Genomic DNA, 26,681 nt, shown 5'->3' on the forward strand with positions numbered 1-26,681 from the left:
TCCTTAGTCCTTCTTCAAGTGTTGTTCAAGTAAAGCATAACGTTCGTTTTCGATACGCTCAACTTCAGCAGCAGGTACATAGTAGTCCACTTTTTTGGTGAACGAACTTGCGATGAAGCCAATGATTGCAGCGATAAACGAAATAACAGCTAACCACCAGATATGCCAGATTAAAGCAAAGCCCATTACAGTAATGATCAAAGCAATAACCATACCCGCAGCACGATTCGTCGGCATATGAACGTCTTCGTACTTCGTTGGACGTGCATATGCTACGCCATTTTCTTTGTCTGTCCAGAAGCGGTCGATACCATTCGCTTGAGGAAGTGTTGCAAAGTTATAAAATGGAGCAGGAGATGAAGTCGACCATTCAAGTGTACGTGCATCCCATGGATCGCCAGTAACGTCCATATTTTTCTCACGTTGCAAGTAACCTACAAGGATTTGTAAGATGAAACAAGCAATACCAATCGCGATTAATACAGCACCAAAAAGTGCAATACCAACATACGGGTCCCATTCTGGATTGTCATAAGAGTTCAAACGACGAGTCATACCCATGAACCCAAGAACATAAAGCGGCATGAACGCAAAGTAGAAACCAAAGAACCAGAACCAAAAACTCGCTTTGCCCCAGAATTCGCTTAACTTCCAACCGAACATTTTCGGCCAGTAGAAAGTGATTCCTGCAAACATTCCGAACACAACACCACCGATAATAACGTTATGGAAGTGAGCGATTAAGAATAATGAGTTATGTACCAAGAAGTCAGCGGGTGGAACAGCCATCAATACGCCAGTCAAACCACCAATACCGAAAGTCACAAGGAAACCAAGTGTCCAGTACATAGGTGATGTGAAGGTAATACGACCCTTATACATGGTGAATAACCATGAGAAGATTTTAACACCCGTTGGGATCGCAATAACCATGGTCATGATACCGAAGAACGCGTTAACGTTGGCACCTGCACCCATCGTAAAGAAGTGATGTAACCATACTACGAACGCAAGAACTGTAATTGCGATCGTTGCATACACCATTGACTTGTAACCAAACAATGATTTGCGAGAGAACGTAGACACGATTTCTGAATACAAACCAAAAGCAGGAAGAACCAGAATGTATACTTCTGGGTGACCCCAAGTCCAAATCAAGTTTACGTACAACATTGGACTACCGCCCAAGTCATTGGTAAAGAAGTGGAAACCGAAGTAACGGTCAAGTGTCAACATTGCAATAGTAGCAGTCAATACTGGGAATGCCGCAATGATCAATACTGCTGTACATAAAGATGTCCAGGTAAAGATTGGCATGTCCATAAGACCCATACCAGGTGCGCGCATTTTAATGATGGTCACAAAGAAGTTAACACCCGTTAAAAGCGTACCTAGACCAGAGATCTGAAGTGCCCAGATATAGTAGTCCATACCTACGCCAGGTGAGTATTCGATGCCTGATAGTGGAGGGTAAGCCATCCAACCAGTTGCAGCGAATTCGCCTAGAGCAAGAGAAGCCATCATTAGACCAGCAGCACCAGCAAACAACCAGAAGCTTAACGAGTTTAATAATGGGAAGGCAACGTCACGTGCACCAATTTGAAGAGGTACAGCAATGTTCATTAAGCCCACAACTAGACCCATTGCTACGAAGAAAATCATAATTACGCCATGCGCAGTAAAGATTTGGTCGTAGTGTTCGGGGTGCAAATAACCTTCACCGCCACCTTTTGCAAGGAACAATTGAAGGCGCATCATGATTGCATCTGCGAAGCCACGAAGCAGCATCACAACAGATACGATCAGGTACATAATACCAATTTTTTTATGGTCTACAGAAGTGAACCATTCAGTCCACAAGTAGTTCCATTTTTTGAAGTAGGTGATGCCTGCAAAGAGTGCAAGTCCGCCTAATACCATCAGTGCAACAGTCGCCAACACGATTGGATCATGTGGGATTGCATCTGGACCTAACTTACCTAAGAAGCTCATGTCTTATTCCCCTACAACTGAAGAAGCGGGTTCAACATCGGCATGTGCGTCAGAAGCAGCAGCCTCATGAGTGCCAGCAGCAGCTGAGTGATCAGCACCGTGGTAGTTGCTCATGTATTTGTTAATTACAGATTCAAATAACTTTGGCTCAACTGAAGAGTAATAAGTCACTGGGTGTGGCTTAGTTGGGTAAGGACCCTCTGCTTCAGCAGTTGCTGCAAGTTTTTTCTCTAAATCTGTTTTAGCATTCGCAACCATAGATTCGATTTGGAATTTCGAGCGGTTACCATCACGTAAGGTTGCAAATTCAGCTTGGTCTAAAATGGTCTTTTGAACTGCTTCTGGGTTTACAGAAGTACCGTTGCCCGCTTTAACAGCAGCAACCCATTCTGCAAATGCTGGTTCAGACACAGAGTGAGCAAGGAAGCGCATTTGTGTGAAACCATAACCTGAGTAGTTCGAAGAGAAACCACGATATACGCCTTCAGCATCAGCAAGCATGTGAAGTTGAGTTTGCATACCCGCCATTGCATAAATTTGACCCGCTAACTGTGGAATGAAGAATGAGTTCATTGTGAAGTTAGAGGTAATGTTAAAGTTAAGAGGTGTCTTTTCTGGGAAACGCACTTCGTTAACTGTCGCAATTTGTTGTTCCGGATAAACGAAAACCCACTTAAACTGTTCAGAAATAACCTGAATAGTTAAAGGTGCTTTGTCTGATTCGAGCGGACGGTAAGGGTCATACTTGTGTGAGCCCCACCATGTTAGATACGCTAAAATACCAATAATAATACACGGGATACCCCACACTACGATTTCGATAACTGTAGAGTGTGCCCATGTCGGTCTATAGTCTGCATCTTTATTCGACGCGCGATATTTCCAACCAAACCATAATGCCATGATAGCCGATGGAATGACCACCAATAGCATTAAATAGATCGCAGTCATCATGAGGTCTGATTGACCTTGAGCGACTGGACCTTTTGAGTTTAGAAGTACCATATCACCGCCACACCCTGTTAAGAGCATAGCAAGCGTTGATAAAGACAATACAGCTAAAATTGTTTGTCTCATTTTACAACCTCGGTGAAGAGTCCCATTCCCTAAATAAATTATGGGATAGCGATTATAGTGTCACATGATTGAAAACCCAAAAACTAGTTTATGAGAGTTTTCAATCATCAGACACCGCTACGTTGTAGGGCATTATGCCCTATAAATATAAACTAAGCTATATATAAAGTACCTTTAAATATAAGGATTAAACCCAATTCCTTTAGTCGGAATTGGGTTTTGAAAGTGGTATTTATTGTGTCAAATCAAGCTTATAAAAAAGGGGATACTTTGGTATCCCTTTGGCTTATTTTAATCGTTTAATCACTTTGGTTTTTGCAAGTTTGTCGTGCAAAGTTTGACGCTTTTCACTCAAAGCAAACACATGATCAATGATTGTAATGAAAGGCATGAAAATCATATTTAAAATAATGAAGATCATACTGCGCAGTGTAAAAGCGCGCATCAAGTTTACTTTTTCACCATTTTTGGCATCTACGATTTGAATCTTGGTTACTTTTTTGCCTAAACTTTGTCCACTTTTAGCGATTAAAAAGGCTTGAGCTACAAGCATAAGCGCAATATAAACACCCATTGCTTGCCATGCTTCAGGCGGAATCAGGGTAAATAATTGCTCTTGAAGTTGAACGGCTTGATCAGATGAAGATGTATTTTGCATTTTCTGTTGTAGCTGAGACAATTGCGCTACTTGCTCTTCTGTTAAGAAAAAAGAAGGGATTATCATCGCAGGTAACCATAAAGCTAAATCCACAATTTTAGCGAGAAAGCGTGAGCCCAATGAAGCGAGTTCTGTTGAATTTTGCTTTTTGTTCACCTGAATGGTATGAGACGAGGTTTCTGAAGTTTGAGTTTCTGTCGGAAAGGGTGCGGAAGGCACGTAGCCTGTAGGTTGATACTCAAGCTTACCTTGTGTGAGTTCACCTAGAGCTTTCCATTCAGCCATACCTTGATGCCAAGCCAAGTCAGTCAACAATACTTGTTGGCTTGCAAGCATTTGATTAATTTGCTCTACAGTGTATGGGCCAGCTTGTTGATTATTTCGCGCCAAGTAAATTTGCATAAAACTAAAATCTCAAAACTTCAAAATATGATGGGAAAAAAAAGACCCACGAATGGGTCTTTTTTTAACACGTTTTATTACGCTTGTTTAGTCTTTTCTGCTGCAAGAAAGAACCAAGTGTCTAAAACTGAGTCTGGATTCAATGAAACAGATTCGATGCCTTGTTCCATTAACCATTGTGCTAAATCTGGGTGATCAGAAGGACCTTGACCACAAATACCTACGTATTTGCCAGCTTTGCGACATGCATGAATCGCCATAGAAAGCAGCGCTTTCACTGCTGGATCACGTTCGTCAAACAAGTGAGATACGATACCAGAGTCACGGTCTAGACCCAATGTTAATTGTGTTAAGTCGTTTGAACCAATAGAGAAACCATCAAAGTGCTCAAGGAATTGTTCAGCCAACAGTGCATTGGTTGGTAATTCACACATCATGATTACTTTAAGGCCGTTTTCACCACGTTTCAAACCATTTAGAGCCAAGAGTTCAATCACACGCTTCGCTTCAGCTACAGTACGTACAAAAGGAATCATGATTTGAATATTGGTCAAGCCCATTTCTTCACGCGCTTTTTTCAGAGCACGGCACTCAAGCTCGAAACAATCACGGAAATTGTCAGACACGTAGCGACTTGCACCACGGAAGCCAAGCATTGGATTTTCTTCTTCTGGCTCGTACAGCTTACCACCAATCAAATTTGCATATTCATTTGACTTAAAGTCAGACATACGCACAATCACTGGTTTGTCTGCAAATGCGGCAGCAAGAGTAGAAATACCTTCAACGAGTTTTTCAACGTAGAATTCGATAGGTGATGCATAACCCGCTGTACGAGATAGAACAGCAGCACGTGTTTCACGCGGTAAGCTATCAATGTTTAGAAGTGCTTTAGGATGTACACCAATCATACGGTTGATGATAAATTCTAAACGTGCAAGACCAATCCCTTCGTTTGGAATTTGCGCGAAGTCAAATGCGCGGTCAGGGTTACCAACGTTCATCATGATTTTGAACGGAAGTGTTGGCATAGATTCGATCGAGTTACGTTGAACTTCGAAATCTAAAGCACCTTCATAGATGAAACCTGTATCGCCTTCAGCGCAAGACACAGTCACTTCTTGACCATCAACCAAAATTTCAGTTGCATTGCCACAACCTACAATTGCAGGTACGCCAAGTTCACGTGCAATAATGGCTGCGTGACAAGTACGACCACCACGGTTGGTGATAATCGCCGCGGCACGCTTCATGACTGGTTCCCAGTCTGGATCTGTCATATCCGATACGAGAACATCACCATCTTGCACTTTATCCATTTCTTTTACAGAAGAAATGATACGCACGCGACCAGAACCGATACGTTGACCAATTGAACGACCTTCACAAATTACTGTACCTTTTTGTTTTAACAGGTAGCGTTCCATTGTGCCGACATTTTCACGGCTTTTCACAGTTTCAGGACGTGCTTGAACGATATAAATTTGACCGTCGTCGCCATCTTTCGCCCATTCGATATCCATTGGAGAACCGTAATGGTTTTCAATGATCAACGCTTGTTTTGCGAGTTCTTGAAGTTCGAGGTCATTCAACGCAAATTGTTGACGATCTTGTTTTTCAACGTCAACGATAGTGACTGATTTACCTGTAGAGCCTTCTTCACCATAAATCATTTTTTGGTGTTTAGAGCCTAGGTTACGACGGATTACTGCATGACGACCTGCATTCAATAGTGGCTTCGATAAATAGAATTCGTCTGGGTTTACTGCGCCCTGAACCACCATTTCACCCAAACCATAAGATGCAGTAATAAATACAACATCACGGAAACCAGATTCAGTGTCGAGTGTAAACATCACACCCGCTGCACCCGTTTCAGAGCGAACCATACGTTGTACACCCGCAGACAAGGCTACGATGTCATGGTCAAAGTTTTGATGCACACGGTAAGCAATCGCGCGGTCATTATATAAAGATGCGAAAACTTCTTTAATTGCGATCAGAACGTTATCAATACCGCGGATGTTTAAGAAGGTTTCTTGTTGACCTGCAAATGATGCGTCTGGTAAGTCTTCAGCAGTCGCAGAAGAACGAACGGCAACCGCGATATCTGGGTTGCCGTTTGAAAGTACAGCGAACGCATCGCGGACTTCTTTTTCGAGTGTGGTAGTAAGCGGGGTGTCTACAATCCATTGGCGGATTTGAGCGCCAGTTTCAGCCAGTGCATTCACATCATCAACATTAAGTTGTTTCAATTCTGCTGAAATTTTGGCATTTAATCCACTTTGCTCAAGGAACTCACGATAAGCAGCTGCGGTCGTTGCAAAACCACCTGGTACGGATACACCAGCATTGGCTAAATGACTGATCATTTCTCCCAGTGATGAGTTTTTACCACCCACGATCTCTACGTCGTGTTTACCTAATTTTTCCAGACCGATTACGCGTGCTTCCAAAGTTGTTACTCCACTTATGCAGTATTAATCACTATCTTGGCATGATATTTTATGAAAAACTTAGCAAAATTATTTTACTAAGCGACAGTCATGTAAGATCAGTTTACTATAATGATTATATAGCACTTAGATAAATAATTGAGGAGAATTTTAATGTCAGAAAGTAAAGATATTAAACGAAGTGTTTTTTTTATTTCCGATGGAACTGCCATCACTGCAGAGACACTTGGGCATTCTTTATTGGCACAATTTCCTCATGTTGATTTTGATATTCATATCATTCCTTACATTACCACAGAAGAGGCTGCAACCATTGTGGTCGCTGAGATTAACCAGTGTTCAGCGCGTGATGGTCAATTGCCTTTGGTGTTTGACACATTGGTCGATCCTTATGTGAGAGATATCATCAATACAGCCAATGCAGTTAACTTAGATGTGTTCGAAGGAATGATTAGTAAACTGTCAGAAGTGCTGGGAACTGCGCCTACAACTTTAGTCGGACAAACCCATGCAGTAACCGATTCTGAGTCGTATAAAGCACGTATTGATGCGGTTCATTTTGCACTGGACAATGACGATGGTGCACGAACCCGACACTATGACAAAGCCGATCTGATTTTGATTGGGGTATCACGGTCTGGCAAAACACCAACCTCGATTTATTTGTCCTTGCAGTTTGGGATACGTGTGGCGAACTATCCACTGACTGAAGAAGACTTAGATGACAATCGTTTACCGAAAGTCTTAAAAGAACATAAACATAAACTGTTTGGTTTGATGATTGATGCTGAAAGACTGGTGGCGATTCGTACAGAGCGTAAAGCCAACAGTCGTTATGCCAGCTTTAGTCAATGTCAAATGGAACTTCGCGCAGTAGAAGGCATCTATATATCTGAAGGGATTAAATACTTGGATGTCTCAGAAATGTCAATCGAAGAGATTTCTACTCGTATTTTACAAATGACGGGACTTAAGCGACGGATCGGCTAATGGGCCAGCTAATTTAAGAAAATGAACCAACTGATTTAGGTATTTGATCTATAGCGTCACGTGCTCAATTCATTTGCTGTAATGGTTGGTTCTAAATAGAGTCAGCATCGTGCTGGCTTTTTTTGTTGAGCTTTAATTTTCACTTAAAACTTAAAACTTAAAACTTAAAACTTAAATTTATTGCTTATTAGATAACTTAAATAAAGTAGAGACCTTGCTCAAGTACAAACTATCTTTATATAAATTTTATAAGGTGTCTGAAATTAAATTGCTTTTTCAGATTTGGATGACTTTGTTGCATAAATATTTTGTAAAGAATTGATTTTAGTGGGTTTTATTAATTTTTAATCTAGAAACTAATCACTATAAATCAGTAGTTTAAATATTTGTGCAACAAAGCCGATTTGGATTTTAAACGCTTGATACCCCAACCTTGGCAAATCTTTATTTTAACAGTGGAGGTTTTCGAAAAAAGCGGAATCACTGAAAAAAGGAATCAGGTCGTCCTGATACTTTTACAATCATGAATTTCCTAAAAGGGGCGGATTTAAACATGAGGTGCGACTGTGTTCTATAAAGATCAGATGAATCCTATTTATAAACCAACACCTTCAAATATAGCAAATGAGGAGCTCGTTATACTCCTTATTTGATTACTATTTAATTGCTTAAATAATGTTAATTGCTTAAATAGGGCTTAAACATAGTTGAGCGAATAGCGTTAAGTTGTCTCATAAGTATGAATGATCACATCGACAATATGTTCAACGCCTTCCATGCTTTGAATAGCATCTTCACTAATCTTCACGATCGGCCAAGTAATCAGTTTGCAGTTTTCACGCTGTAATGCAGCATAATAGTGATCTGACTTGAAAAATATTTTCTTATCCATTGCTGAGTTAGGCATCAATTGCCGTTTAAGCCATGTGTCTGAGACTTGCGATTCCAAATAACGAATCGCAAGCAGTGATTTAATTCGATTGTTGAATAAACGCCGATTTTTAATCATCAGTGGATGCGACACTAAGCGCTGCACGCCTGTTTCAGTCTGTGGCAAAACAAAATGGGGTGCCATTTGAAAAACTTTTACAAATTGCGCTTTCTGACAAATGTGTTCAAGGAGTGACACAGACAATTGATTTGCACCAATGATCGCCACTTTTAAGTCTGTAAAGTCATGTGATTTAATGTCTTCTGCGGCAATGATTTTTCCTGTGTAGTGTTTAAAATGCTCAGGCGTATTTTGAAAAAATGCATCCGTGTGCTGTTTATTCCTATTTTTCATTTTGAGTCCCTAATTGTTGTTTTAGTTTATGGCTTTCGGTTCTGCTGTTAATTCATATATCCAAGTTGGCACCCGCGGTAAAGACTTTTCTGGAATCTTATCGGTTACTTTGACCATGGCATCAATCGGCATATGGAACCATTTTTTATTACGATCTACTACGTTTTTGCCATGAAATTGAATGATTTGGAACCATGGATTACGACGGCCTTCAACAGTACGACCACCAATACGAGAAAACTTATTCATCGCTGCGTAAAGTTTTTCTTCAGGTAATCCAAGTTTAATAACATTATCACGCATTTTATTGATCAATGGCAAATAAGCCAAAATACCCAAGAGCATACGTGGATCTACAGCACGAGCAGCCATTTGTGCAAGTTCGATCATGGTTTTGTTAACACCCTGTGCTTCCATCACACTAAAACCAACCCCCAGATGCCGCGCTTCATCACCGTTAATCAGTTCGAAAGCTTGATGGCAAACAGGGTCATCGACCGTATCAAGTAAGAATGTACACAGCGCTCCATCAAGTGCCACTTCAAGCATTGGAATGACCGCACCCAAAATATAAAAGGGCATGTCATCTGCGTAGGTATCTAACCATTCGATAATCAATCTTAAATTTTTATTGGGCTTGGGAATATCACCATCGAGCATGCCCCAACGTTTCATCAGCGCCATTTCAGCATTGGCATGACGCTGCTCTTCAGCATGGAAAATGGCATACATTTCGCGTAGCGTCTCGGTCGGTGCTTTTGGGGACATGGCTGAAAAAGCACGCGCCCCTACGTGCTCAATCCACATCAGATCCGCCATAAAGTCTTTAAGCTTAGGCCACTGTTCAGCAGTGACCAGTTCACGACCTGGCGCATCCCAATCGATATCAGATAAGGTCCATTGAGTATTTTTGACTTTTTCCAGCATTTTATCTAGGTCGATAGAAGCCATCATCCATTCCATATTGCAATTGTTTTAAATGAATATTAGTCTTTAAAAATGTGATAGGGTTTGCAAAAGTGCTAATTATGATTTGATCATTCTTGCTAATCACTTAACCAGTTGTTTTAAATAGGTAATTTTATTCAGAAGCAATAATTATTTTTCGGAACATATTATTTTAGGTCAAAACATATCCTTCGAAAATAGATTGTCTAACAGAATCTTTATGGCGAATATTGGAGTGTTTAACGGCGCCGGTTACATACTGCAACGAGGTAGGCAAGCAAACAAAGTTTATCAAAATATCTATAAAATAATGAGCTTAAAGGCATCGCGTGTATAACTATTTCAAACGATGCCTTTTATTTACTCTAAAGGAGTGTCTTGTTCAGTTGGCTGAATTTCTGACATCGTATTAGAGCGAGCAATAGCCGCAGACGAATGGGTTTTTAAATACTCCAAATCTCGAATATTCTTCTGGACGGCTACAGCGCCAAAAGACCAATACAGATGATGACCGATACCCAGCACAGCCCAAAATAAATTGGGGGTACGGCTAAACCTTCAGGTTTGTCACGCACCACTTTTTGTAAAGACACCGACGCAAATAAGGCACAAAGAATCACCACTAGATAATAGCCTTTTTCATTGAGTTGCATATTGGCATTGAACAGCCCCACAGCATAAACAACAACACCTGCAAGTAGTGCAACCTAACTGGCTGCGATAAAAGCGCAGGTCGGTTTATTAATATAATCCTAATCCTGCTTAAGCCAATGGTTCCATTGATGGTTCTAGTCCTCTTATTTTCCAAGTCAATTTCTTATCCGCGATTCGGGTTATATAGTTTATTTATAAATTATTCATGTCGTAACTGAACCGTATCGGCTTGTTCGCGAGTTATCGGCGCAAAGCGATTGAGCAACATGCCGAAAATGGCAGCAAAAATGTACATAAAGATGGAATAAACCGCTGCGGGCATAGCGGCTTCTGGACTATTCATAATGGTTAAGGCAATGGTCATTGCCAAAGTACTGTTATGAATACCAATTTCAAATGCACATGCACGCGCTTGAAAACTGGGCACGTTCAGCAGTCGCGGTAAGAAATATCCGACACTCAGACTTAAGACGCAGAACAGTGCAGTCGCAATACCGACTTGAGTTAAATACTGCATAATATTTTCACGCTCGGACAGTACTGCACCCAAAATAATTAACACCAGAAACACGACTGCAAAAATTCGCAATGGTTTCTCAAGCTTTTGCGCAATATGTGGGACGTAATGCCGAATCAGCATTCCCAGTGCAACGGGCACTAAAATAATCACAAAGACTTGTAAAATCTTGCTGAACTGTAAGCCAATCTGGGTTGAATCTTGAATGAAATGTGCAATTGCGAAATTAACAATCAACGGTAACGTAATCGCCGCAATCACCGCATTAATTGCGGTCAGGGTAATATTGAGCGCGATATCGCCTTTATATAAAAAACTAAACAAGTTCGCGGTTGCACCCCCTGGAGAGGCAGCCAGCAACATTAAACCTACGGCCAAAAGGGGCGGAAGGTTTAAAACTTTACAGATGACAAAGGCAATACCCACCAAAATCACCAGCTGAGCAAAAAGTGCAATCAATACTGCTTTGGGATGTTTTTTAACACGGGCGAAATCTTTTAAAGTTAACTCCAAACCTAAACCAGCCATAACAATAGCCAGTGCAAGTGGGAGCATAATAGTGATGATTCCTGTATCCATGGATTTTTCCTAATCTATGATTCTTATTGTGAGTCAATTATTTTGTACATTATTTTTAATACATTGTCTTTCTTAATGAATTCACTATTTTGAATGCATTATTTTAGAACACGCTTTTAAGACTTGAATCTATTTTATTTTTAGCGTTATTAAAAAACAAAAGCAATTCATTTATAGAACCTTTCTTGAACGCATGAGGCTATACGTGGATTCAATGAGCGCTTCGAGATCGACTTATATAAAAAAAGCGCCTGAAGAAAATACATTTCTACAGGCACCATTTAAATGATTTTGAATGTATTTATTGTTTTGGCATAGGAGGAGCATAGCCTAAGCCACATTTTCCTTTATAGTCTTTGCCTTCAATATTAATCGATTTGGTGGCTGCGTCGCTGCGGCAGATTGAATTTAATTGAGCTTCATTACCTGTAAGACCTTTAGCATTGGCTGGGATAAATTGCGGTTGACAGGTTCCATTCCAAATAATGCCTTTATAAGCAAAACTGACTTCAGCACCTTCAGATTTTCCCTGACAAACTTGTTGGTATTTTTTTGCATCATACGTGCTTTCAACCTTGTCATTGGCTTGGCTGAAACCACTAAAAAAGAGTGTACACATTATTGTTGTGAGCAGAACTTGAGTTTTCATGATCGATCCCTTGGGTCTGAGCTTATTATTAAATATGCTATATAAATAACTCGGCTCAATGAGTGATTAAGCTGTAATGTTTTAATTAAAATTGTATGTTATTGCAGTAAATATGCAAAAATTCAGTACTTTGTAGTTAAATTGATGTACATTATTTGCGCCACAAAAAAAACCAATAAAAAAATCAGAATCTGTCTTATAGATAACAAAATTTGCTATAATTTTACGTCATTATTTTATCTCCCAATAGACCACTATGCATTATCCTAAAGTTTACGATGTCATTGTTATCGGTGGCGGACACGCCGGTACAGAAGCAGCTTTGGCTGCGGCACGTATGGGGCGTCAGACCTTACTCTTAACTCATAATATTGAGACTTTAGGGCAGATGAGCTGTAATCCTGCCATTGGTGGTATTGGTAAGTCACATTTGGTCCGTGAAATTGATGCCTTAGGCGGTGCAATGGCACTGGCTGCCGATAAAGGCGGTATTCAATTCCGTATTTTGAACTCACGCAAAGGCGCCGCTGTTCGTGCAACACGTGCGCAAGCAGATCGTATTTTATACAAAGCGGCTATTCGTGAGACGCTTGAAAATCAAGCTAATTTGGATATATTTCAACAATCTGCAGATGATTTAATCATTGAAGGCGAGAGTGTTAAAGGTGTCGTAACCCAAATGGGTATTCGCTTTGACTGTAAAACAGTGGTCTTAACCACGGGTACATTCTTAGGCGGCATTATTCACGTGGGCTTAGAGCAGTCCAAAGGTGGTCGTGCTGGCGATCCACCGTCGATTGCTTTGGCAGATCGCTTACGTGAATTGAATCTTCCTGTGGGTCGCTTAAAAACAGGGACCCCACCGCGTATTGATGCGCGTTCCGTTGATTTCTCAGTGATGCAAGCACAGCCAGGTGATTTCCCATCACCGACCATGTCATTCATGGGGGATGCATCTATGCACCCTGAGCAAGTCAGCTGTTATATCACGCATACCAATGAAAAAACCCATGACATTATTCGTGGCGGACTCGATCGTTCACCGATGTATACCGGTGTGATTGAAGGAGTCGGTCCTCGTTATTGCCCATCGATTGAAGACAAAATCCATCGTTTCTCAGATAAAAACTCGCATCAAGTGTTCTTAGAGCCTGAAGGTTTAACCACACACGAACTTTATCCAAATGGTATTTCAACCTCATTGCCTTTTGATGTGCAGTTTGAATTGGTACGCTCAATTCGCGGTATGGAAAATGCGCATATCATTCGTCCAGGTTATGCCATTGAATATGATTATTTCAATCCGCAAGCATTGAAATTCACTTTGGAAACCAAAGCCATTGCGAACTTATATTTTGCTGGTCAAATTAACGGTACCACAGGGTATGAAGAAGCAGGCGCACAAGGTTTACTTGCAGGTTTAAATGCTGCACGCCGTGCGTGGGAGCAAGAGGAGTGGACACCTAAGCGTGATGAAGCCTATATGGGTGTATTGGTTGATGATCTCATCACTTTAGGTACCAAAGAACCCTACCGTATGTTTACCTCACGTGCAGAATATCGTTTGATGCTACGTGAAGACAATGCAGACCAGCGTTTAACCGTGATTGGTCGTGATATGGGCTTGGTGGATGATGCACGTTGGGAATCTTTCTGTAAGAAAATGGAAGCAGTAGAGACTGAGACAGCGCGCTTACAACATTTGTGGGCAGCGCCGAACAATCCGATGGGTAAGAAATTCGTTGAGATGACCGGTGCTGACTTAAGTAAGGAATCAAGTGCGATTGATTTACTGAAACGTCCGAATGTGACTTTCGCGCAAATTGCGGAATTAACGGGTTCAGAAGTGACGCCATTTGTCGGTGAGCAAATTGAGATTGCGGTGAAATATGCGGGCTATATCAACCGTCAGCATGAAGATGTGGCGCAGATGAAGCGCCTTGAAGACACCAAAATTCCAGCAGAATTTAATTACGATATTGTTTCTGGCTTATCGCGCGAAATTACGTTGAAATTAAAAGATGTTCGCCCAGAAACCTTGGCGCAGGCCAGTCGTATTCCGGGTGTAACACCTGCTGCTGTTCAGCTGATTATGATCACCATCCGTAAGAACATTGCACTCGCGAAAAAATCAGCTTAATAGATGATTTTGAGTAATACTGAAAAAGCTCACTGATGTGGGCTTTTTTAATGCGACTGAGTAAATCTTAAAAATGATTAAGCAGAATAAAAGAAAACTTAAGCGAATCTAATTATTTTTCAAATTTAAAATGAATTGCTACATTAGATTTACACCAACAACTGAGGTAAAGACCATGACAATGAAATCAATTCGCTACAATGGATATGATCTCGCATGCTGTACCATGTAGCCCATATCCATATAGACACTTCATCTTTACACGATTATGCGGGGCGCAGATATCGTGTAAATTTTTTCAATATTAAGAAGACTAAATTTAAAAATTAAAATGAATAAAAAATTTCCTATAGAGCCGTCATCAGGCTCTCTTTTTTATTCAATTTCATGAACCGCATTAAACACATTCAATGGTTCAATACGAATAATTTTTTTGCCAAAACTTCGAAGCCACCACACCAGTTGCGAGGTAAACGGCACACTGGCACTGACTTTGTATAAATCATCCGAAATTTTGACAATGGTCTGCTCTTTACTGAGCTGGCTTTCTGTAAAGTAAAGTGCATCTGCTTCATTCATGATCAGTTCAAGATCAACATGTTTGGTCGGTTTATCAAAATCGACTCTAAACCCTAATGCCCCTGAATCAATGTAGGCATCAATATCAAAATTGACAGGATGTAAAGCGCGTGTATCGAGTACTGTTGCGGATTTAAAACGGTGTAATGCAAAGGTTTGAACTTCAGTTTTATCGTGACGTGTACAAATCAGATAGATAATGGACCCTTTTTGTACCAATGCCAGTGGATTAAGGATGTAAGTACGATCTTCACCTTGAGGACCACGAGCGCGATAAACGCATTCGATTTGTTTGTCTTGTAACAGTCCTTCATAAATGGCTTGCTGCGCAAATTTTTCAACCACAGGCGGAATGAGGGGTTGATTACCTGGCACAATTCGCACGCGATTAATCCATTGGCGAACATTGTTCTGGGTGGATAGGCTACGGCGTGCCAAATCAAACCAAGGATTCATTTCTTCAATCAGGCTGGGAGGGAGTAAATGTTTTAAATGTTCTTCCACCATCATAAACGTGACCGCTTGTGAGCTGGTCATATGTGGTAAGCTTTGTATAGGGGCGTCTGAGCGCCAGCGCCAACCTTGGGGTACGGTTTTATTGCTTTCAATGGGAAAGCGCTGTGAGATCTGATTTAAGTCCCGCTGAATGGTACGTAAGCTGATATCGATGCCTTCGCGTTGTAGAGTTTCTTGAAGTTCACGAGTGCCCATCCATTTCCCAGTTGAGAGACGAGACAGTATTTGCCATTGTCGATAGAGGCTATTCGAAGTTTCTTTTTCTTGTGATGACATAATTTAAAAATAACAATGACAAAAGAGGTTTCATGCACACAATAGAAAAACTCAAGACTTTTAGCAAGCGTAGCGTGACTTTCTTTTTCTATATTTAGAAACAACTCGGTGCAAATTTGCCATTGAGTTCAGTTTTGAAATCATGGATTAATACATTAAGCACAAACTCAAGTTTGGCACTGATTTTGCTTTTATAAATTTAAAATAGATAACAATTAAGAGGATTGTATGCTTAAAGAAAAGAAAGATACAACTTCCGATTTAAGTGGTTTTGCTGCATCAGATGCCGACGCACTTACATTTGAAAAATCTCTACATATTGAGATTACACACAACAGTACAGCATATTTATTTGACCAGTTAAAATCTGAATTTTTTAATGAAATGTTAGATGATCAGACGATCTCCAATGAGACCGCCCAGAAAATTGAAGCGTGGCTTTGCGAGCATAGTTTGGATGAATTAAAAACATTAAATAATAAAGCCAAGGAGCATTTTTTATATCAAGGGATTACATTCGCCGTCTACGGCGAGTCTGAGGGAACAGATCGTATTATTCCGTTTGACCTCATACCGCGTATTATTGCTAAGCAGCAGTGGCAAAAAATCGAGCAAGGCTGTGTGCAACGTGTGCGAGCACTTAACTTTTTTTTAGATGATATCTATCATCATCAAGCCATTTTAAAAGCGGGATTGGTGCCAGATTTACAAGTATTGAGCCATGAAGCTTATTTGCCTTTAATGCATAAACATGCGGTCAAAGGTAAGATCTACAGTCAAATCAGTGGGATTGATATTGTCCGTGATCAACACGGTGAATTTTTTGTTTTGGAAGACAATTTGAGAACACCATCGGGTGTTTCCTACATGCTGGAAAGTCGTAAGATTAGTGAAAAGCTCATGCCTGAGCTGTGCAAAGCCAGTCAGCTGCACGGGGTGGAACATTATCCAAAATTATTAAAAGAAATTTTGCAAGAAAATGCCCATGTTGATCAGCCGTTTATTGTGGTGCTGACGCCAGGACGATATAACAGTGCATTTTATGAACATTGTTTTTTAGCAAGGGAAATGGATGTGCCTTTGGTTACAGGGCAGGACCTTTTTGTTGAAAACTGCAAGGTTTATGTAAAAACAGTATGGGGCAAGCAACGTGTCGATGTAATTTATAAGCGGGTGGATGATATTTTTCTTGACCCTTTATGCTTTAAACCTGACAGCAGCTTAGGTGTTCCAGGATTAATGTCCGCATATCTTCAGCATAATGTTGTCATTGCCAATGCACCCGGTACGGGGGTTGCAGATGACAAGTCGATCTACCCATATGTGGGTAAAATGATTGAGTTTTACTTGGGGGAAAGCCCCATTTTAAATAATGTGCCGACTTATCCATGCCGTGAAGCCGAATCACTCGATTATGTCATCGCCCATTTAGATCAGTTGGTGGTTAAAGAAGCACAGGGATCTGGCGGTTATGGAATGTTAATTGGACCTCAAGCCTCCATGCAAGAAATTGATGCATTTAAACTCAAACTCATGGCAAATCCGCATCATTATATTGCACAACCGACATTGGCTTTATCTGTTGCACCGACGCTTTCAGAGTGTGGAATCGCAGAGCGGCATATTGATCTAAGACCTTTCATCTTAAGTTCACCGTTTAGAACAGAAATTGTACCCGGTGGTTTGACTCGCGTCGCTATGCAGCCCAACTCATTGGTGGTCAATTCGTCACAAGGGGGAGGGATTAAAGATACATGGGTGGTCGACACGCTTCATTCTTAATGCTTCATTCTTTCAATCAGCCAGGAGGGTGACATGATTATATTAAACAGTAATGCGCAAAATATTTACTGGGTTGGACGTTATTTATCTCGTATACAATATTTGTGCGGACAATTTCCTTTTCGAACCGATGAAGAAGCGGTTCAATATGCGCATGCATTTTGCTTACCTGCCTTTAATGCCAGTAGTTTGAATGAATTAACGCTCAATCCCGAACAACCTGCGTCTTTCCATCAGCAATTTCAATCTGTAACGCATAATATTCAAGACCTTCGCGGTGTGTTATCCATTAAAGCGTATGGTGAATTGAAACAAATGATCAATACCGCCAATGAACATGCCGGCTATATTTGCAGCGTGGTGGATGAATGTAGTGAAGTGCTTGAAGCTGAAAATGAAGATATTTTCTTGTTCTTTAGCTTGGGTCAATTGTTTGAAAATTTAGATCGTCAAATACGTCTAAGCCAAGATTTTACTCAAAGCATTCAGTCTTTAAGTGGCTTAATTGAAATGTTGAAACTTAAGGGATGGGATAGTTTAGATGAGGCATGGCAACATTTATTAGAGCATCCCAACAGCAACAGCTTTTATCAGCTGAATGATCAAGTGCAATACCTATTTGAGGTGGGGGTATGAAACTGATGATCAATCATCAAACGCATTATCAATACACAGAAAATGCGAAAAACAGTATTCAGTACATCAAAATGACCCCGCAGTCGAATGCACATCAGCAGGTCCTGTCATGGGCAGTCAGTGTGCCAGGCAAAACCCAAAGCCAGTTTGATTCCTTTCAAAATGTGTGGTTGACCAGTACTCAGCGTTATACTTATCAAAATTTGACCATTATGGCGCAAGGTATTGTTGAGATTAATCCTCAATCTATGTATGCCATTGAGACAGATCTTAATCCTTTATTATTTTTACAGTTAACCCCAAGTACCCTCTGCAATGTTGAAATGAAAGCCTTTGCAGCACATTATGTTCCTCAAATCAGCTATCAAAATTTACAACGGTTATCTGAAGCGTTACTTGCCCATATGCCGTATATCAGCTATAGCACGGTGGTGAATACCACAGCAATAGAAGCATTTGAGCATCAGCAAGGTGTATGTCAGGATCATAGTCATGTATTTATTGCGATGTGTAAATCTTTAGGTATTCCAGCACGTTATGCTTCAGGGTATTTATATGTCCCTGACAGTAGTCACTTGGCCAGTCATGCTTGGGCGGAATTTTATCTAGACGGTTTTTGGCATAGTTTTGACATAAGTAATCAACTTTACACACCAAGTTCACATATTTATGTTGCAATTGGTCGTGATTATTGGGATGTTGCACCTGTAAGAGGGATTCGCGAAAAAGGTGGTATTGAAAGTATGAGTTCGATTGTACAAGTATTGCCTTGTTAAAATCACATAAGGAAAGTAGATGACCTATTGTTGCGCAATGCGTTTAAAAGACGGTTTGGTATTGATTAGTGATACCAGAACAAATGCAGGAGTGGATCATATTTCCGTATTTCGGAAGCTTTATGCATTTGGCATTGAGGGTGAGCGGTTTATTACGATTCAAACGTCAGGTAATTTAGCTACCACGCAAGCAGTCGTTGGGCATCTAAAAAATCAACTTGATTTAAAGCAAGAGCCAAACCTTTATAGTGTCAACACGATGTTTGAAATAGCACAACTGGTTGGGCATATCTTAAAGCGCGTCATTTCAGATGTTACCTCAGATCAACAAGAACAAAGTAGTTACTATTGCAATATTTTACTGGGCGGTCAGATCAAGGGTGCAGAAATGCAGCTTTATAATATTTATCCGCAAGGCAACTTTATTAGCGCGACCAGCGATACACCTTTTTTCCAAATTGGCGAAAGTAAATATGGAAAACCCATATTAGACCGTGCTTTGTCTTATGAAACCTCACTATCCAATGCAATGCGCTGTGGACTTATTTCATTTGACTCTACTTTACGCTCAAATGTTTCGGTCGGCTTACCTTTAGACAGTGTAATTTATAAAAAAGACAGCTTTAAAATTCCAGTCGGAAAGCGGATATATGAAGAAGACCCTTATTTCGTACAGATTAGCCGTGAATGGTCGGACACCTTAAGAAGAGGTTTAAACAGTTTGCCTGAGCCTACATCGGATTATTGGGAATAATGCTTTGTGCTTCTTGATAAATTCAACTCTACATTAAGCACTGATGAATCTAGTTGAATTTATCATAAGAGGCTGAAATGATCCAAATCTGTTACGCAAGTCGTGCAACATCGGAACAGCCCCAACTGTTGAATGACCTCAGAAATATTTTATCGGAAGCACGTGATTTTAATATTTTGCATGGGCTTACAGGGGTGTTGTACCATGCCGATGGTTATTTTTTTCAATGCTTGGAAGGTGAAGTACAGAATGTAGAAAAATTACTGGCGAAACTGCATTTAGATTCACGTCATTACCAAATCAAACTATTTGAATCTCGATCTATTTTAAAAGCCTCTTTTTCAGAGTGGTCGATGAAATTTGTGGGACGTAATAGTCCTATACAGCAATATTTCCAATCTTTAGGGTATTCTCACTTTCATCCCTATCAATTGTCTCAAGAAGATGTCTATCGGTTAATAGATTATTTAACAGCTGCAAAAGCCAGTGAAACTCAGCTATCAGAAATGTGTTAAAAAACCCAAATGAATTGGGCTTTTTAAGCCTTAGATTTTTAGATAAATGATTTCTAAAATTCACATCCTCTTGCGTTTTGGGCGATTGCTTAAACGACAAAGTAATTCATAACCAATAGTTCCGTTGGCTTTTGCAACATCGTCTACCCAACGACGTTGACCCCAAAGCTCTACTTCTGTGCCTAGATTAACGCTCAAGCCTGTGACATCAATGGCAATCATATCCATCGCGACTCGACCAACGACAGGGGCGAGTTGACCTTGAATGGCAACAAAATTCTGTTTAAGAAAAGCACGTGGATAACCATCCCCATAACCTATAGAGACAATCGCGAGATTCATTGGGCGCTCAGCGACAAAATGTGAGCCATATCCAACGGATTCACCGCTTTCAATGCTATTGAGTGCAATGATTTCCGCAGTGAAGCTCATGACTGGTTTTAGGTCTAAATCTGCAATGGATCGATCTGCAAATGGAGAAGCGCCGTACAACATGATTCCTGGGCGTACAAAATCAAAATTCAATTCAGGCCATTTAAGAATCGCGGCTGAGTTACAGCAGGAAGCCAGAATAGGTTTACAGGCTGCCTTTATTGCTAAAAATTGATTTTTTTGTGCTTCATTGAGTGGGTGTTGCTCGGTATCCGCATTGGCAAAATGCATGGTCAGTACACAATTGAAGCCTTCCGACTTCAAGGTTTGAATGATTTCAATGATCTCGTCAGCTTTAAAACCTAGGCGGTTCATACCGCTATTGAGTTTGACCCAAACTTTTAAAGACTGTGCAATATACGCGTCTTTTTGGGCAATCAGCCATTCGACTTGCTGAGTTTGATGCACCACACATTCAAACTTCTGTTCGATGGCGATCTGCATTTCATCTTCAGAAAACACACCTTCAATCAGTGTTACAGGTTGGCTGTAACCAAGCTTGCGAATTTCTAATGCTTCTTCTAAGCAAGCAACGCCAAAGGCATCGCTTTCATTTAAGGCTGCTAAGCAGTCTTTTACACCGTGTCCATATGCATTGGCCTTGACCATACTCACAATTTGGGCGGTAGGGGCAAGTTGTTTGACACGGTTTAAATTGTATTGCAGTGCTTCGCTGTCAATACATACTGTTGCTTGGCGCACCCGAATACTCCTTCATCTAACGATAAAATATCTCTATAGAGCAAGTATCAAATATCGATTTGAATATGCTTTTATTTGAGATGAGATATAAATTTGGGTTAATTGTATGCTTCTGTATCAAAATATTCAGCGCTTTATCGCCACTTTTGAGTATTAATTATTTCTTAGATTCTCAAATAAAGTGCAACAGAGATTAAAACACTGAAGGAAGCAAGATGAGCTAGCATTCTGCTTCCGACCGACCGACTGACCAAAGTCAAAGTTGCACAATGAACTAGGGTCTGTCCTCATTTGGATTTACACCAAATGAATGAGCAAGCCAAAAATAACATTGACTTGTAATTACGAGCTAACTTTTCAAAACGAGTGGCAATACCCCGGAAATGTTTTAAGCGAGCAAACGCATTTTCAACGAGATGTCTTAATCCATAAAGATAATGATCAAATTCAACGTTTACTTTCTTACTATTAGATTTTCTTGGAATGATCGGAATCATATGATGATTTCGAGCAACTTCCCGGATATTCTCTGAATCATAGCCTTTGTCTGCAATCAAATACTCTGCTTCACCCACCAATTCAATTAATTGGCTTGCAACTTGACTGTCGTGGACTTCACCGCCAGTGATTTCAAAATCAATCGGATATCCACTCGCATCGACGGCAAGGTGAATTTTTGTAGTCGCTCCACCTCTTGATTTTCCAATTGCGCTTTCTTCACCATGCCGAGCTCCACTTGCATGCTGATGCGCGCGGATATAGCTTCCGTCAATGAATACCCATTCTTTATCCAATACGCCTCGTAATTTAAAAACAAATTCTCCCAGAGCCCTTTGTTCGCCCAACGATTAAACCGGTTGTAAGCCGTTTGCCATGGGCAAAGATCTTCAGGAACATCACGCCAAGGAGCACCAGTGCGAAGCTTCCATAGGATGGCTTCCATAATATTCTTACTATTACTTACGTGAACGATAACAGCCATAAAATTGCATAGTTTGTTGGATTTGATTCCAAATTTCGTCTGTGATGACTCTACGTGACATGATCTGAAGCTTAATTCTAGACAACGAGTTAAGCTATTTTAATAGAATGAAACTGATGAGTGAAATATATACTTCAAATGAGGACACGCCCTAATGAGTCAAGCACATAGAGCTTAAAAATGAGATCAGCAAAAGCGCTAAATTTGGCTACAGTGTTCTCATAACTTTCTTGGTCTTTTATAAATACAGATAAAAATACCATTGAGTGATGCTGATGTTATCGACAACGCGGTAGATTCGTGGCTTAATCGAGGTGGAGTAGATGAAAACTTGACCGAACATGAATATATTCATATTCAGCATGCACTTAAGTCTAATTCCTACATTTAGAAAACTTTATAAACTGTAAAAAGGTATTTAAATTGTTGATGATACAAAGCAGGGCGAGCAGATGTTTAAAGTGTGCACGAAATGCGCAAATTAAATGATCACTATTTTGCAATGTGATATTGGTATTCAGCAATTTATAAATGGGTATACTAGATTCTCTTGTATAAAAAGTAGCAATATCAGGAAAGACAATGACTGCACGTATTCAAAAAGGCAAGTTAGCGATTGCTAAAGAACTCTACGATTTCATCGAAAATGAAGCATTACCAGGTTCTGGTTTAGACAGCGAAACATACTGGAAAAACTTTGAACAAGTCGTTGTTGATCTTAGCCCAAAAAATAAAGCACTTCTGGCTAAGCGTGAAGACCTTCAAGCAAAAATTGATGAATGGCACCGCAATAACACATTTGAACTCCAAGCTTACAAATCTTTCCTGACAGAAATTGGCTACTTATTACCAGAAGTAGAAGATTTTAAAATCAGTACAGAAAATGTAGATGAAGAAATCGCACTTTTAGCAGGTCCACAGTTGGTGGTACCTGTACGTAATGCACGTTATTGCTTAAATGCAGCGAATGCGCGTTGGGGCTCACTTTATGATGCCCTTTATGGCTTCGATGTCATCTCTGAAGAGGGTGGCGCTGAAAAAGGTAAGGGTTATAACCCCGTCCGTGGCGACAAAGTGATCGCATTTGCGAAGAATTTCTTAAACGAAACTTTCCCACTTGCAGCAGGCTCACATGCGGATGCAACCCGCTACACAGTTGATCACAATGCGCTCGTAATCATGCTTAAAGATGGTTCTAAAACCACTTTAGCACACCAAGCTCAATTTGTAGGTTTCAATGGTGAAGCATCTGCACCCACTGAAATCGTATTTAAAAATAACGGTCTGCATGTCATCATTGAAATTGATGCCAATAGTCCAGTAGGCAAAACTGATGCTGCTGGCGTAAAAGACTTAGTCTTAGAGGCTGCTGTTACCACCATTCAAGATTTAGAAGATTCAATTGCAGCAGTTGATGCTGAAGAAAAAGTGGAAGGCTACCGTAACTGGTTAGGTCTGATGAAAGGCACTTTGGAAGAATCAATTGAGAAAAATGGCAAAACAGTGACTCGTTCATTGAACCCAGATCGCTCGCACAAGAACTTGATTGGCGGTGAAACCATGATTCATGGTCGCTCACTCATGCTGCTTCGTAACGTCGGTCACTTGATGACCAACCCTGCGATTCTTGTGGATGGTCAAGAGATTTATGAAGGCATCATGGATGCGTTGATCACCCCACTTTTGTCTTTTGCAGACATCAAGGGTGAGAACGAGATTAAAAACTCGCGCAAAGGTTCAATGTACATCGTTAAACCGAAAATGCATGGTCCAGAAGAAGTTGCGTTTGCTGTTGAACTGTTCGAACGTGCTGAAAAAGCGCTTGGCTTACTTGCGAAGACTTTAAAAATCGGGATTATGGATGAAGAACGCCGTACTTCTGTGAACTTGAAAAACTGTATCGCACAAGCCAAAGACCGTACTATTTTCATCAATACAGGTTTCATGGACCGTACAGGCGACGAAATCCATACCTTCATGGAAGCAGGTCCATTTGTTCGTAAAGGTGAAGTGAAAGGTCAAATCTGGTTCCCCGCGTATGAGAACCGTAACGTGATGGTCGGTTTACAAACAGGTTTACGTGGTAAAGCGCAAATTGGTAAAGGCATGTGGCCAAAGCCAGATATGTTGCTGGATATGTACAAAACCAAAACAGAACATCCAGAGGCAGGTGCAAGCTGTGCTTGGGTTCCATCTCCAGCAGGCGCAGTGATTCACGCGATTCATTATCACAAAATTAATGTGTCTAACCGTCAACAAGAATTGTTGGCAACAGAGGCATTGCCACTGGATGATTTATTAACGCCGCCCCTTGCAAAAGACACCAACTGGACGGATGAAGAAAAAACCAAAGAACTTGAAAATAACCTGCAAGGTATTTTAGGTTATGTGGTGCGATGGGTTGACTTGGGTGTAGGTTGTTCTAAAGTGCCAGACATTAACGATGTCGGCTTAATGGAAGACCGTGCAACTTTACGTATTTCTTCACAGCATGTGGCAAACTGGTTGCGTCATAACATTGTAACTGCGGCGCAAGTTGAAGAAGTGATGCAGCGTATGGCGAAGATTGTGGATGAGCAAAATGCCAATGATCCACTGTATACGCCTATGGCACCTAACTTTGACGGTTATGCTTATAAAGCGGCTTATGATCTTGTGTTTAAAGGCGGTGAACAGCCATCTGGTTACACAGAGCCACTTTTACATGCGGCACGTTTAAAGTTAAAAGGTTATACAGGTGACTAAACCTATCACTAAACTTTAAGTAAATAAGGCCTCTTCGGAGGCTTTATTTATGTAAGCAACAGTCTTCAAGTTTATGTCATTGGTAAGTTGACTAGAACTTGACTTAAATACATTCTAAAGTACAGATGAGTGTCATTCAATTAATCCTCATTCAGTCAGAACAGGATGTCAGATCATGCAATGTTATAGCTTTAATAATGCGCAGTATATTGCCGGAAAATGGATTCAGGGCACATCAACGCATGTGATAAAAAATATAAATCCTTTTAATCAAGCCACGATTTTAGACTTACAAGCGGCAAGTACAATAGACGTGGATGCTGCGTACGCCGCAGCGCAAAAGGCTTTTGGCACATGGTCAAAAACCGATGCTATAGCGCGAAAAAATTTAGTCGAACGCGTGGCGGATATTATGTCTAAGCGCCGTGCTGAAATTGTGGATTTACTGATACAAGAATCGGGCAGCACCCGTTTAAAGGCTAATATTGAAGTTGAGGCGGCTTTAGCGATTATCCGTGAATCTGCAACATTCCCAAGCCGATTGCTGGATAGCAAATTAAAATCTCCTGACCCACAGCGTCATAGCTGGGTCTATAAAAAAGCATTGGGCGTAATTGCGGTGATTAGTCCTTGGAATTTTCCGTTTCATTTGAGCATGCGCTCAGTTGTGACTGCGATCGCCATTGGCAATAGTGTGGTGCTGAAACCTGCCAGCGATACGCCTATTACAGGCGGATTACTTTTGGCTAAGATTTTTGAAGAAGCAGCATTGCCAGTAGGTGTGCTGAGTGTGCTCGCAGGTTCAGGACGTGAAATAGGGGACTATTTTGTCGAGCATGCTATACCTAAATTGATTTCATTTACTGGGTCAACCGAAGTTGGACAAGGTGTGGCTAAAATTGCTGTAAGTGGAGCACATTTAAAACGCGTGGCTTTAGAGCTAGGTGGTAATGCGCCACTTGTCGTGCTTGATGATGCAGATTTAGATTTGGCCGTTGAACTCACCGTCATGGGGCGTTTTTTACATCAAGGTCAAATCTGTATGAGTACCAACCGTGTGATTGTAGATGCACAGATTTATGAGGCTTATGTAGAAAAATTAATTGCACGTGCAAAACAAATTTCTTTTGGAGATCCGACATTAGAGGCAACACTGATAGGTCCCATTATTAATGCTGATCAAGTTGCAAAGATTAAAGAGATCATTCATAAAGCCGTTTCAAAAGGCACTAAACTTGCTTTAGGTGGTGATATTGTTGGCAATGTGATTCCACCGCATATTTTTATAGACGTAGACCCAAAATCAGAACTTGCTCAAGAAGAAAGTTTTGGACCTGTACTACCTGTAATTAAGGCACGAGATGAAGCACATGCTTTAGAACTCGCCAATGACACCCGATTTGGACTTTCTAGTGCCGTGTGTACCTCAAATAAAGAACGCGGTTTGGCATTTGCCTTAAGTATAGATGCCGGGATGACCCATATCAATGCGATTTCGGTTGCAGATGATCCTACTGCACCTTTTGGTGGGGAGAAGAATTCTGGACTCGGGCGTTTCAACGGGCACTGGATTTTAGAAGAGTTCAGCCGTACGCATTGGGTGACCATTGATAAATAAACACATAGCCCAAAATGGTTT

General features: G+C 40.7%; 19 protein-coding genes and 2 pseudogenes. 9 read left to right on the forward strand and 12 right to left on the reverse strand.

The genetic code is table 11. The features are described 5' to 3' along the window. Nucleotides 1-3 precede the first annotated feature (3 nt). The 4 genes from cyoB to ppsA all read right to left on the reverse strand — a co-directional run bounded on the left by cyoB (nt 4) and on the right by ppsA (nt 6,585). Entirely contained in the window at nt 4-1,992 is a 1,989-nt protein-coding gene (cyoB, locus tag AMD27_RS06635) for a cytochrome o ubiquinol oxidase subunit I (RefSeq protein ID WP_067658015.1), read from the reverse strand. A 3-nt stretch (nt 1,993-1,995) separates the two neighbouring features. Continuing rightward, nucleotides 1,996-3,069: a ubiquinol oxidase subunit II gene (gene cyoA / locus AMD27_RS06640; protein WP_067658017.1), complete on the reverse strand. Its 1,074-nt coding sequence runs from the start codon at nt 3,067-3,069 to the stop codon at nt 1,996-1,998. Nucleotides 3,070-3,355: 286 nt separating this feature from the next. Then, nucleotides 3,356-4,129: an RDD family protein gene (locus AMD27_RS06645; protein ID WP_067658019.1), complete on the reverse strand. Its 774-nt coding sequence runs from the start codon at nt 4,127-4,129 to the stop codon at nt 3,356-3,358. A gap of 77 nt (nt 4,130-4,206) precedes the next feature. After that, a complete protein-coding gene (ppsA, locus tag AMD27_RS06650) occupies nt 4,207-6,585 on the reverse strand; it encodes a phosphoenolpyruvate synthase (RefSeq protein WP_067658022.1) in 2,379 nt (792 codons plus the stop codon). Between the two features lie 153 nt (nt 6,586-6,738). Between ppsA and AMD27_RS06655 the strand changes: the two genes are divergently transcribed. After that, nucleotides 6,739-7,575: a pyruvate, water dikinase regulatory protein gene (locus AMD27_RS06655; RefSeq protein WP_067658026.1), complete on the forward strand. Its 837-nt coding sequence runs from the start codon at nt 6,739-6,741 to the stop codon at nt 7,573-7,575. A gap of 721 nt (nt 7,576-8,296) precedes the next feature. Here the strand turns inward: AMD27_RS06655 and AMD27_RS06660 are convergent. The 5 genes and pseudogenes from AMD27_RS06660 to AMD27_RS06680 form a co-directional block, all read right to left on the reverse strand. Continuing rightward, complete coding sequence (locus AMD27_RS06660) at nt 8,297-8,860, reverse strand: flavoprotein (RefSeq protein ID WP_067658028.1); 564 nt, start codon at nt 8,858-8,860, stop codon at nt 8,297-8,299. 21 nt (nt 8,861-8,881) lie between these two features. Further along, nucleotides 8,882-9,811: a reductase gene (locus AMD27_RS06665; RefSeq protein WP_067658030.1), complete on the reverse strand. Its 930-nt coding sequence runs from the start codon at nt 9,809-9,811 to the stop codon at nt 8,882-8,884. Between the two features lie 357 nt (nt 9,812-10,168). Further along, nucleotides 10,169-10,554: pseudogene (locus AMD27_RS06670) on the reverse strand (YiaA/YiaB family inner membrane protein). Between the two features lie 107 nt (nt 10,555-10,661). Continuing rightward, nucleotides 10,662-11,558 (reverse strand): bile acid:sodium symporter family protein, encoded by an 897-nt coding sequence (locus AMD27_RS06675; protein ID WP_067658032.1) that lies wholly within the window; start codon nt 11,556-11,558, stop codon nt 10,662-10,664. 301 nt (nt 11,559-11,859) lie between these two features. After that, nucleotides 11,860-12,207, reverse strand: coding sequence for a hypothetical protein (locus AMD27_RS06680; RefSeq protein ID WP_067658036.1), 348 nt, complete (start codon nt 12,205-12,207; stop codon nt 11,860-11,862). Between the two features lie 256 nt (nt 12,208-12,463). On the opposite strand from AMD27_RS06680, the gene mnmG reads away from it, so the two are divergent. Beyond that, on the forward strand, nt 12,464-14,347 hold the full coding sequence (mnmG, locus tag AMD27_RS06685) for a tRNA uridine-5-carboxymethylaminomethyl(34) synthesis enzyme MnmG (RefSeq protein WP_067658042.1): 1,884 nt from the start codon (nt 12,464-12,466) through the stop codon (nt 14,345-14,347). 375 nt (nt 14,348-14,722) lie between these two features. Here mnmG and AMD27_RS06690 read toward each other — a convergent pair whose 3' ends face one another. Continuing rightward, entirely contained in the window at nt 14,723-15,718 is a 996-nt protein-coding gene (locus tag AMD27_RS06690; RefSeq protein ID WP_067658045.1) for a helix-turn-helix transcriptional regulator, read from the reverse strand. Between the two features lie 228 nt (nt 15,719-15,946). On the opposite strand from AMD27_RS06690, the gene AMD27_RS06695 reads away from it, so the two are divergent. From AMD27_RS06695 to AMD27_RS06715, 5 genes are all read left to right on the forward strand, one after another. Beyond that, entirely contained in the window at nt 15,947-17,500 is a 1,554-nt protein-coding gene (locus tag AMD27_RS06695) for a circularly permuted type 2 ATP-grasp protein (RefSeq protein WP_067658047.1), read from the forward strand. Between the two features lie 33 nt (nt 17,501-17,533). Next, on the forward strand, nt 17,534-18,136 hold the full coding sequence (locus AMD27_RS06700; protein WP_067658050.1) for an alpha-E domain-containing protein: 603 nt from the start codon (nt 17,534-17,536) through the stop codon (nt 18,134-18,136). Further along, entirely contained in the window at nt 18,133-18,912 is a 780-nt protein-coding gene (locus AMD27_RS06705) for a transglutaminase family protein (RefSeq protein ID WP_067658053.1), read from the forward strand. The genes AMD27_RS06700 and AMD27_RS06705 overlap by 4 nt, the downstream gene beginning before the upstream one ends. 19 nt (nt 18,913-18,931) lie before the next feature. Beyond that, nucleotides 18,932-19,666: a proteasome-type protease gene (locus tag AMD27_RS06710; RefSeq protein ID WP_067658056.1), complete on the forward strand. Its 735-nt coding sequence runs from the start codon at nt 18,932-18,934 to the stop codon at nt 19,664-19,666. Nucleotides 19,667-19,743: 77 nt separating this feature from the next. Next, entirely contained in the window at nt 19,744-20,181 is a 438-nt protein-coding gene (locus tag AMD27_RS06715) for a BLUF domain-containing protein (protein ID WP_067658058.1), read from the forward strand. A gap of 60 nt (nt 20,182-20,241) precedes the next feature. On the opposite strand, the gene alr is transcribed toward AMD27_RS06715, so the two are convergent. Together alr and AMD27_RS06725 are read right to left on the reverse strand one after the other, a co-directional pair. Continuing rightward, the gene (alr, locus tag AMD27_RS06720) at nt 20,242-21,315 is read right to left on the reverse strand and encodes an alanine racemase (protein WP_067658060.1); all 1,074 of its coding nucleotides are present in this window, start codon (nt 21,313-21,315) and stop codon (nt 20,242-20,244) included. Between the two features lie 287 nt (nt 21,316-21,602). Further along, nucleotides 21,603-22,358 (reverse strand): annotated as a pseudogene (locus tag AMD27_RS06725) (IS5 family transposase). Nucleotides 22,359-22,879: 521 nt separating this feature from the next. Between AMD27_RS06725 and AMD27_RS06730 the strand changes: the two are divergent. Next, nucleotides 22,880-25,042, forward strand: a complete 2,163-nt coding sequence (locus AMD27_RS06730; protein WP_067658061.1) for a malate synthase G — start codon at nt 22,880-22,882, stop codon at nt 25,040-25,042. Between the two features lie 175 nt (nt 25,043-25,217). Beyond that, nucleotides 25,218-26,660 carry an aldehyde dehydrogenase family protein gene (locus tag AMD27_RS06735; RefSeq protein ID WP_067658064.1) on the forward strand — a complete coding sequence of 481 codons (1,443 nt, stop codon included), beginning with the start codon at nt 25,218-25,220 and terminating at the stop codon, nt 26,658-26,660. Nucleotides 26,661-26,681 lie beyond the last annotated feature (21 nt).

It is taken from the genome of Acinetobacter sp. TGL-Y2 (assembly GCF_001612555.1).
Taxonomy (GTDB): domain Bacteria; phylum Pseudomonadota; class Gammaproteobacteria; order Pseudomonadales; family Moraxellaceae; genus Acinetobacter.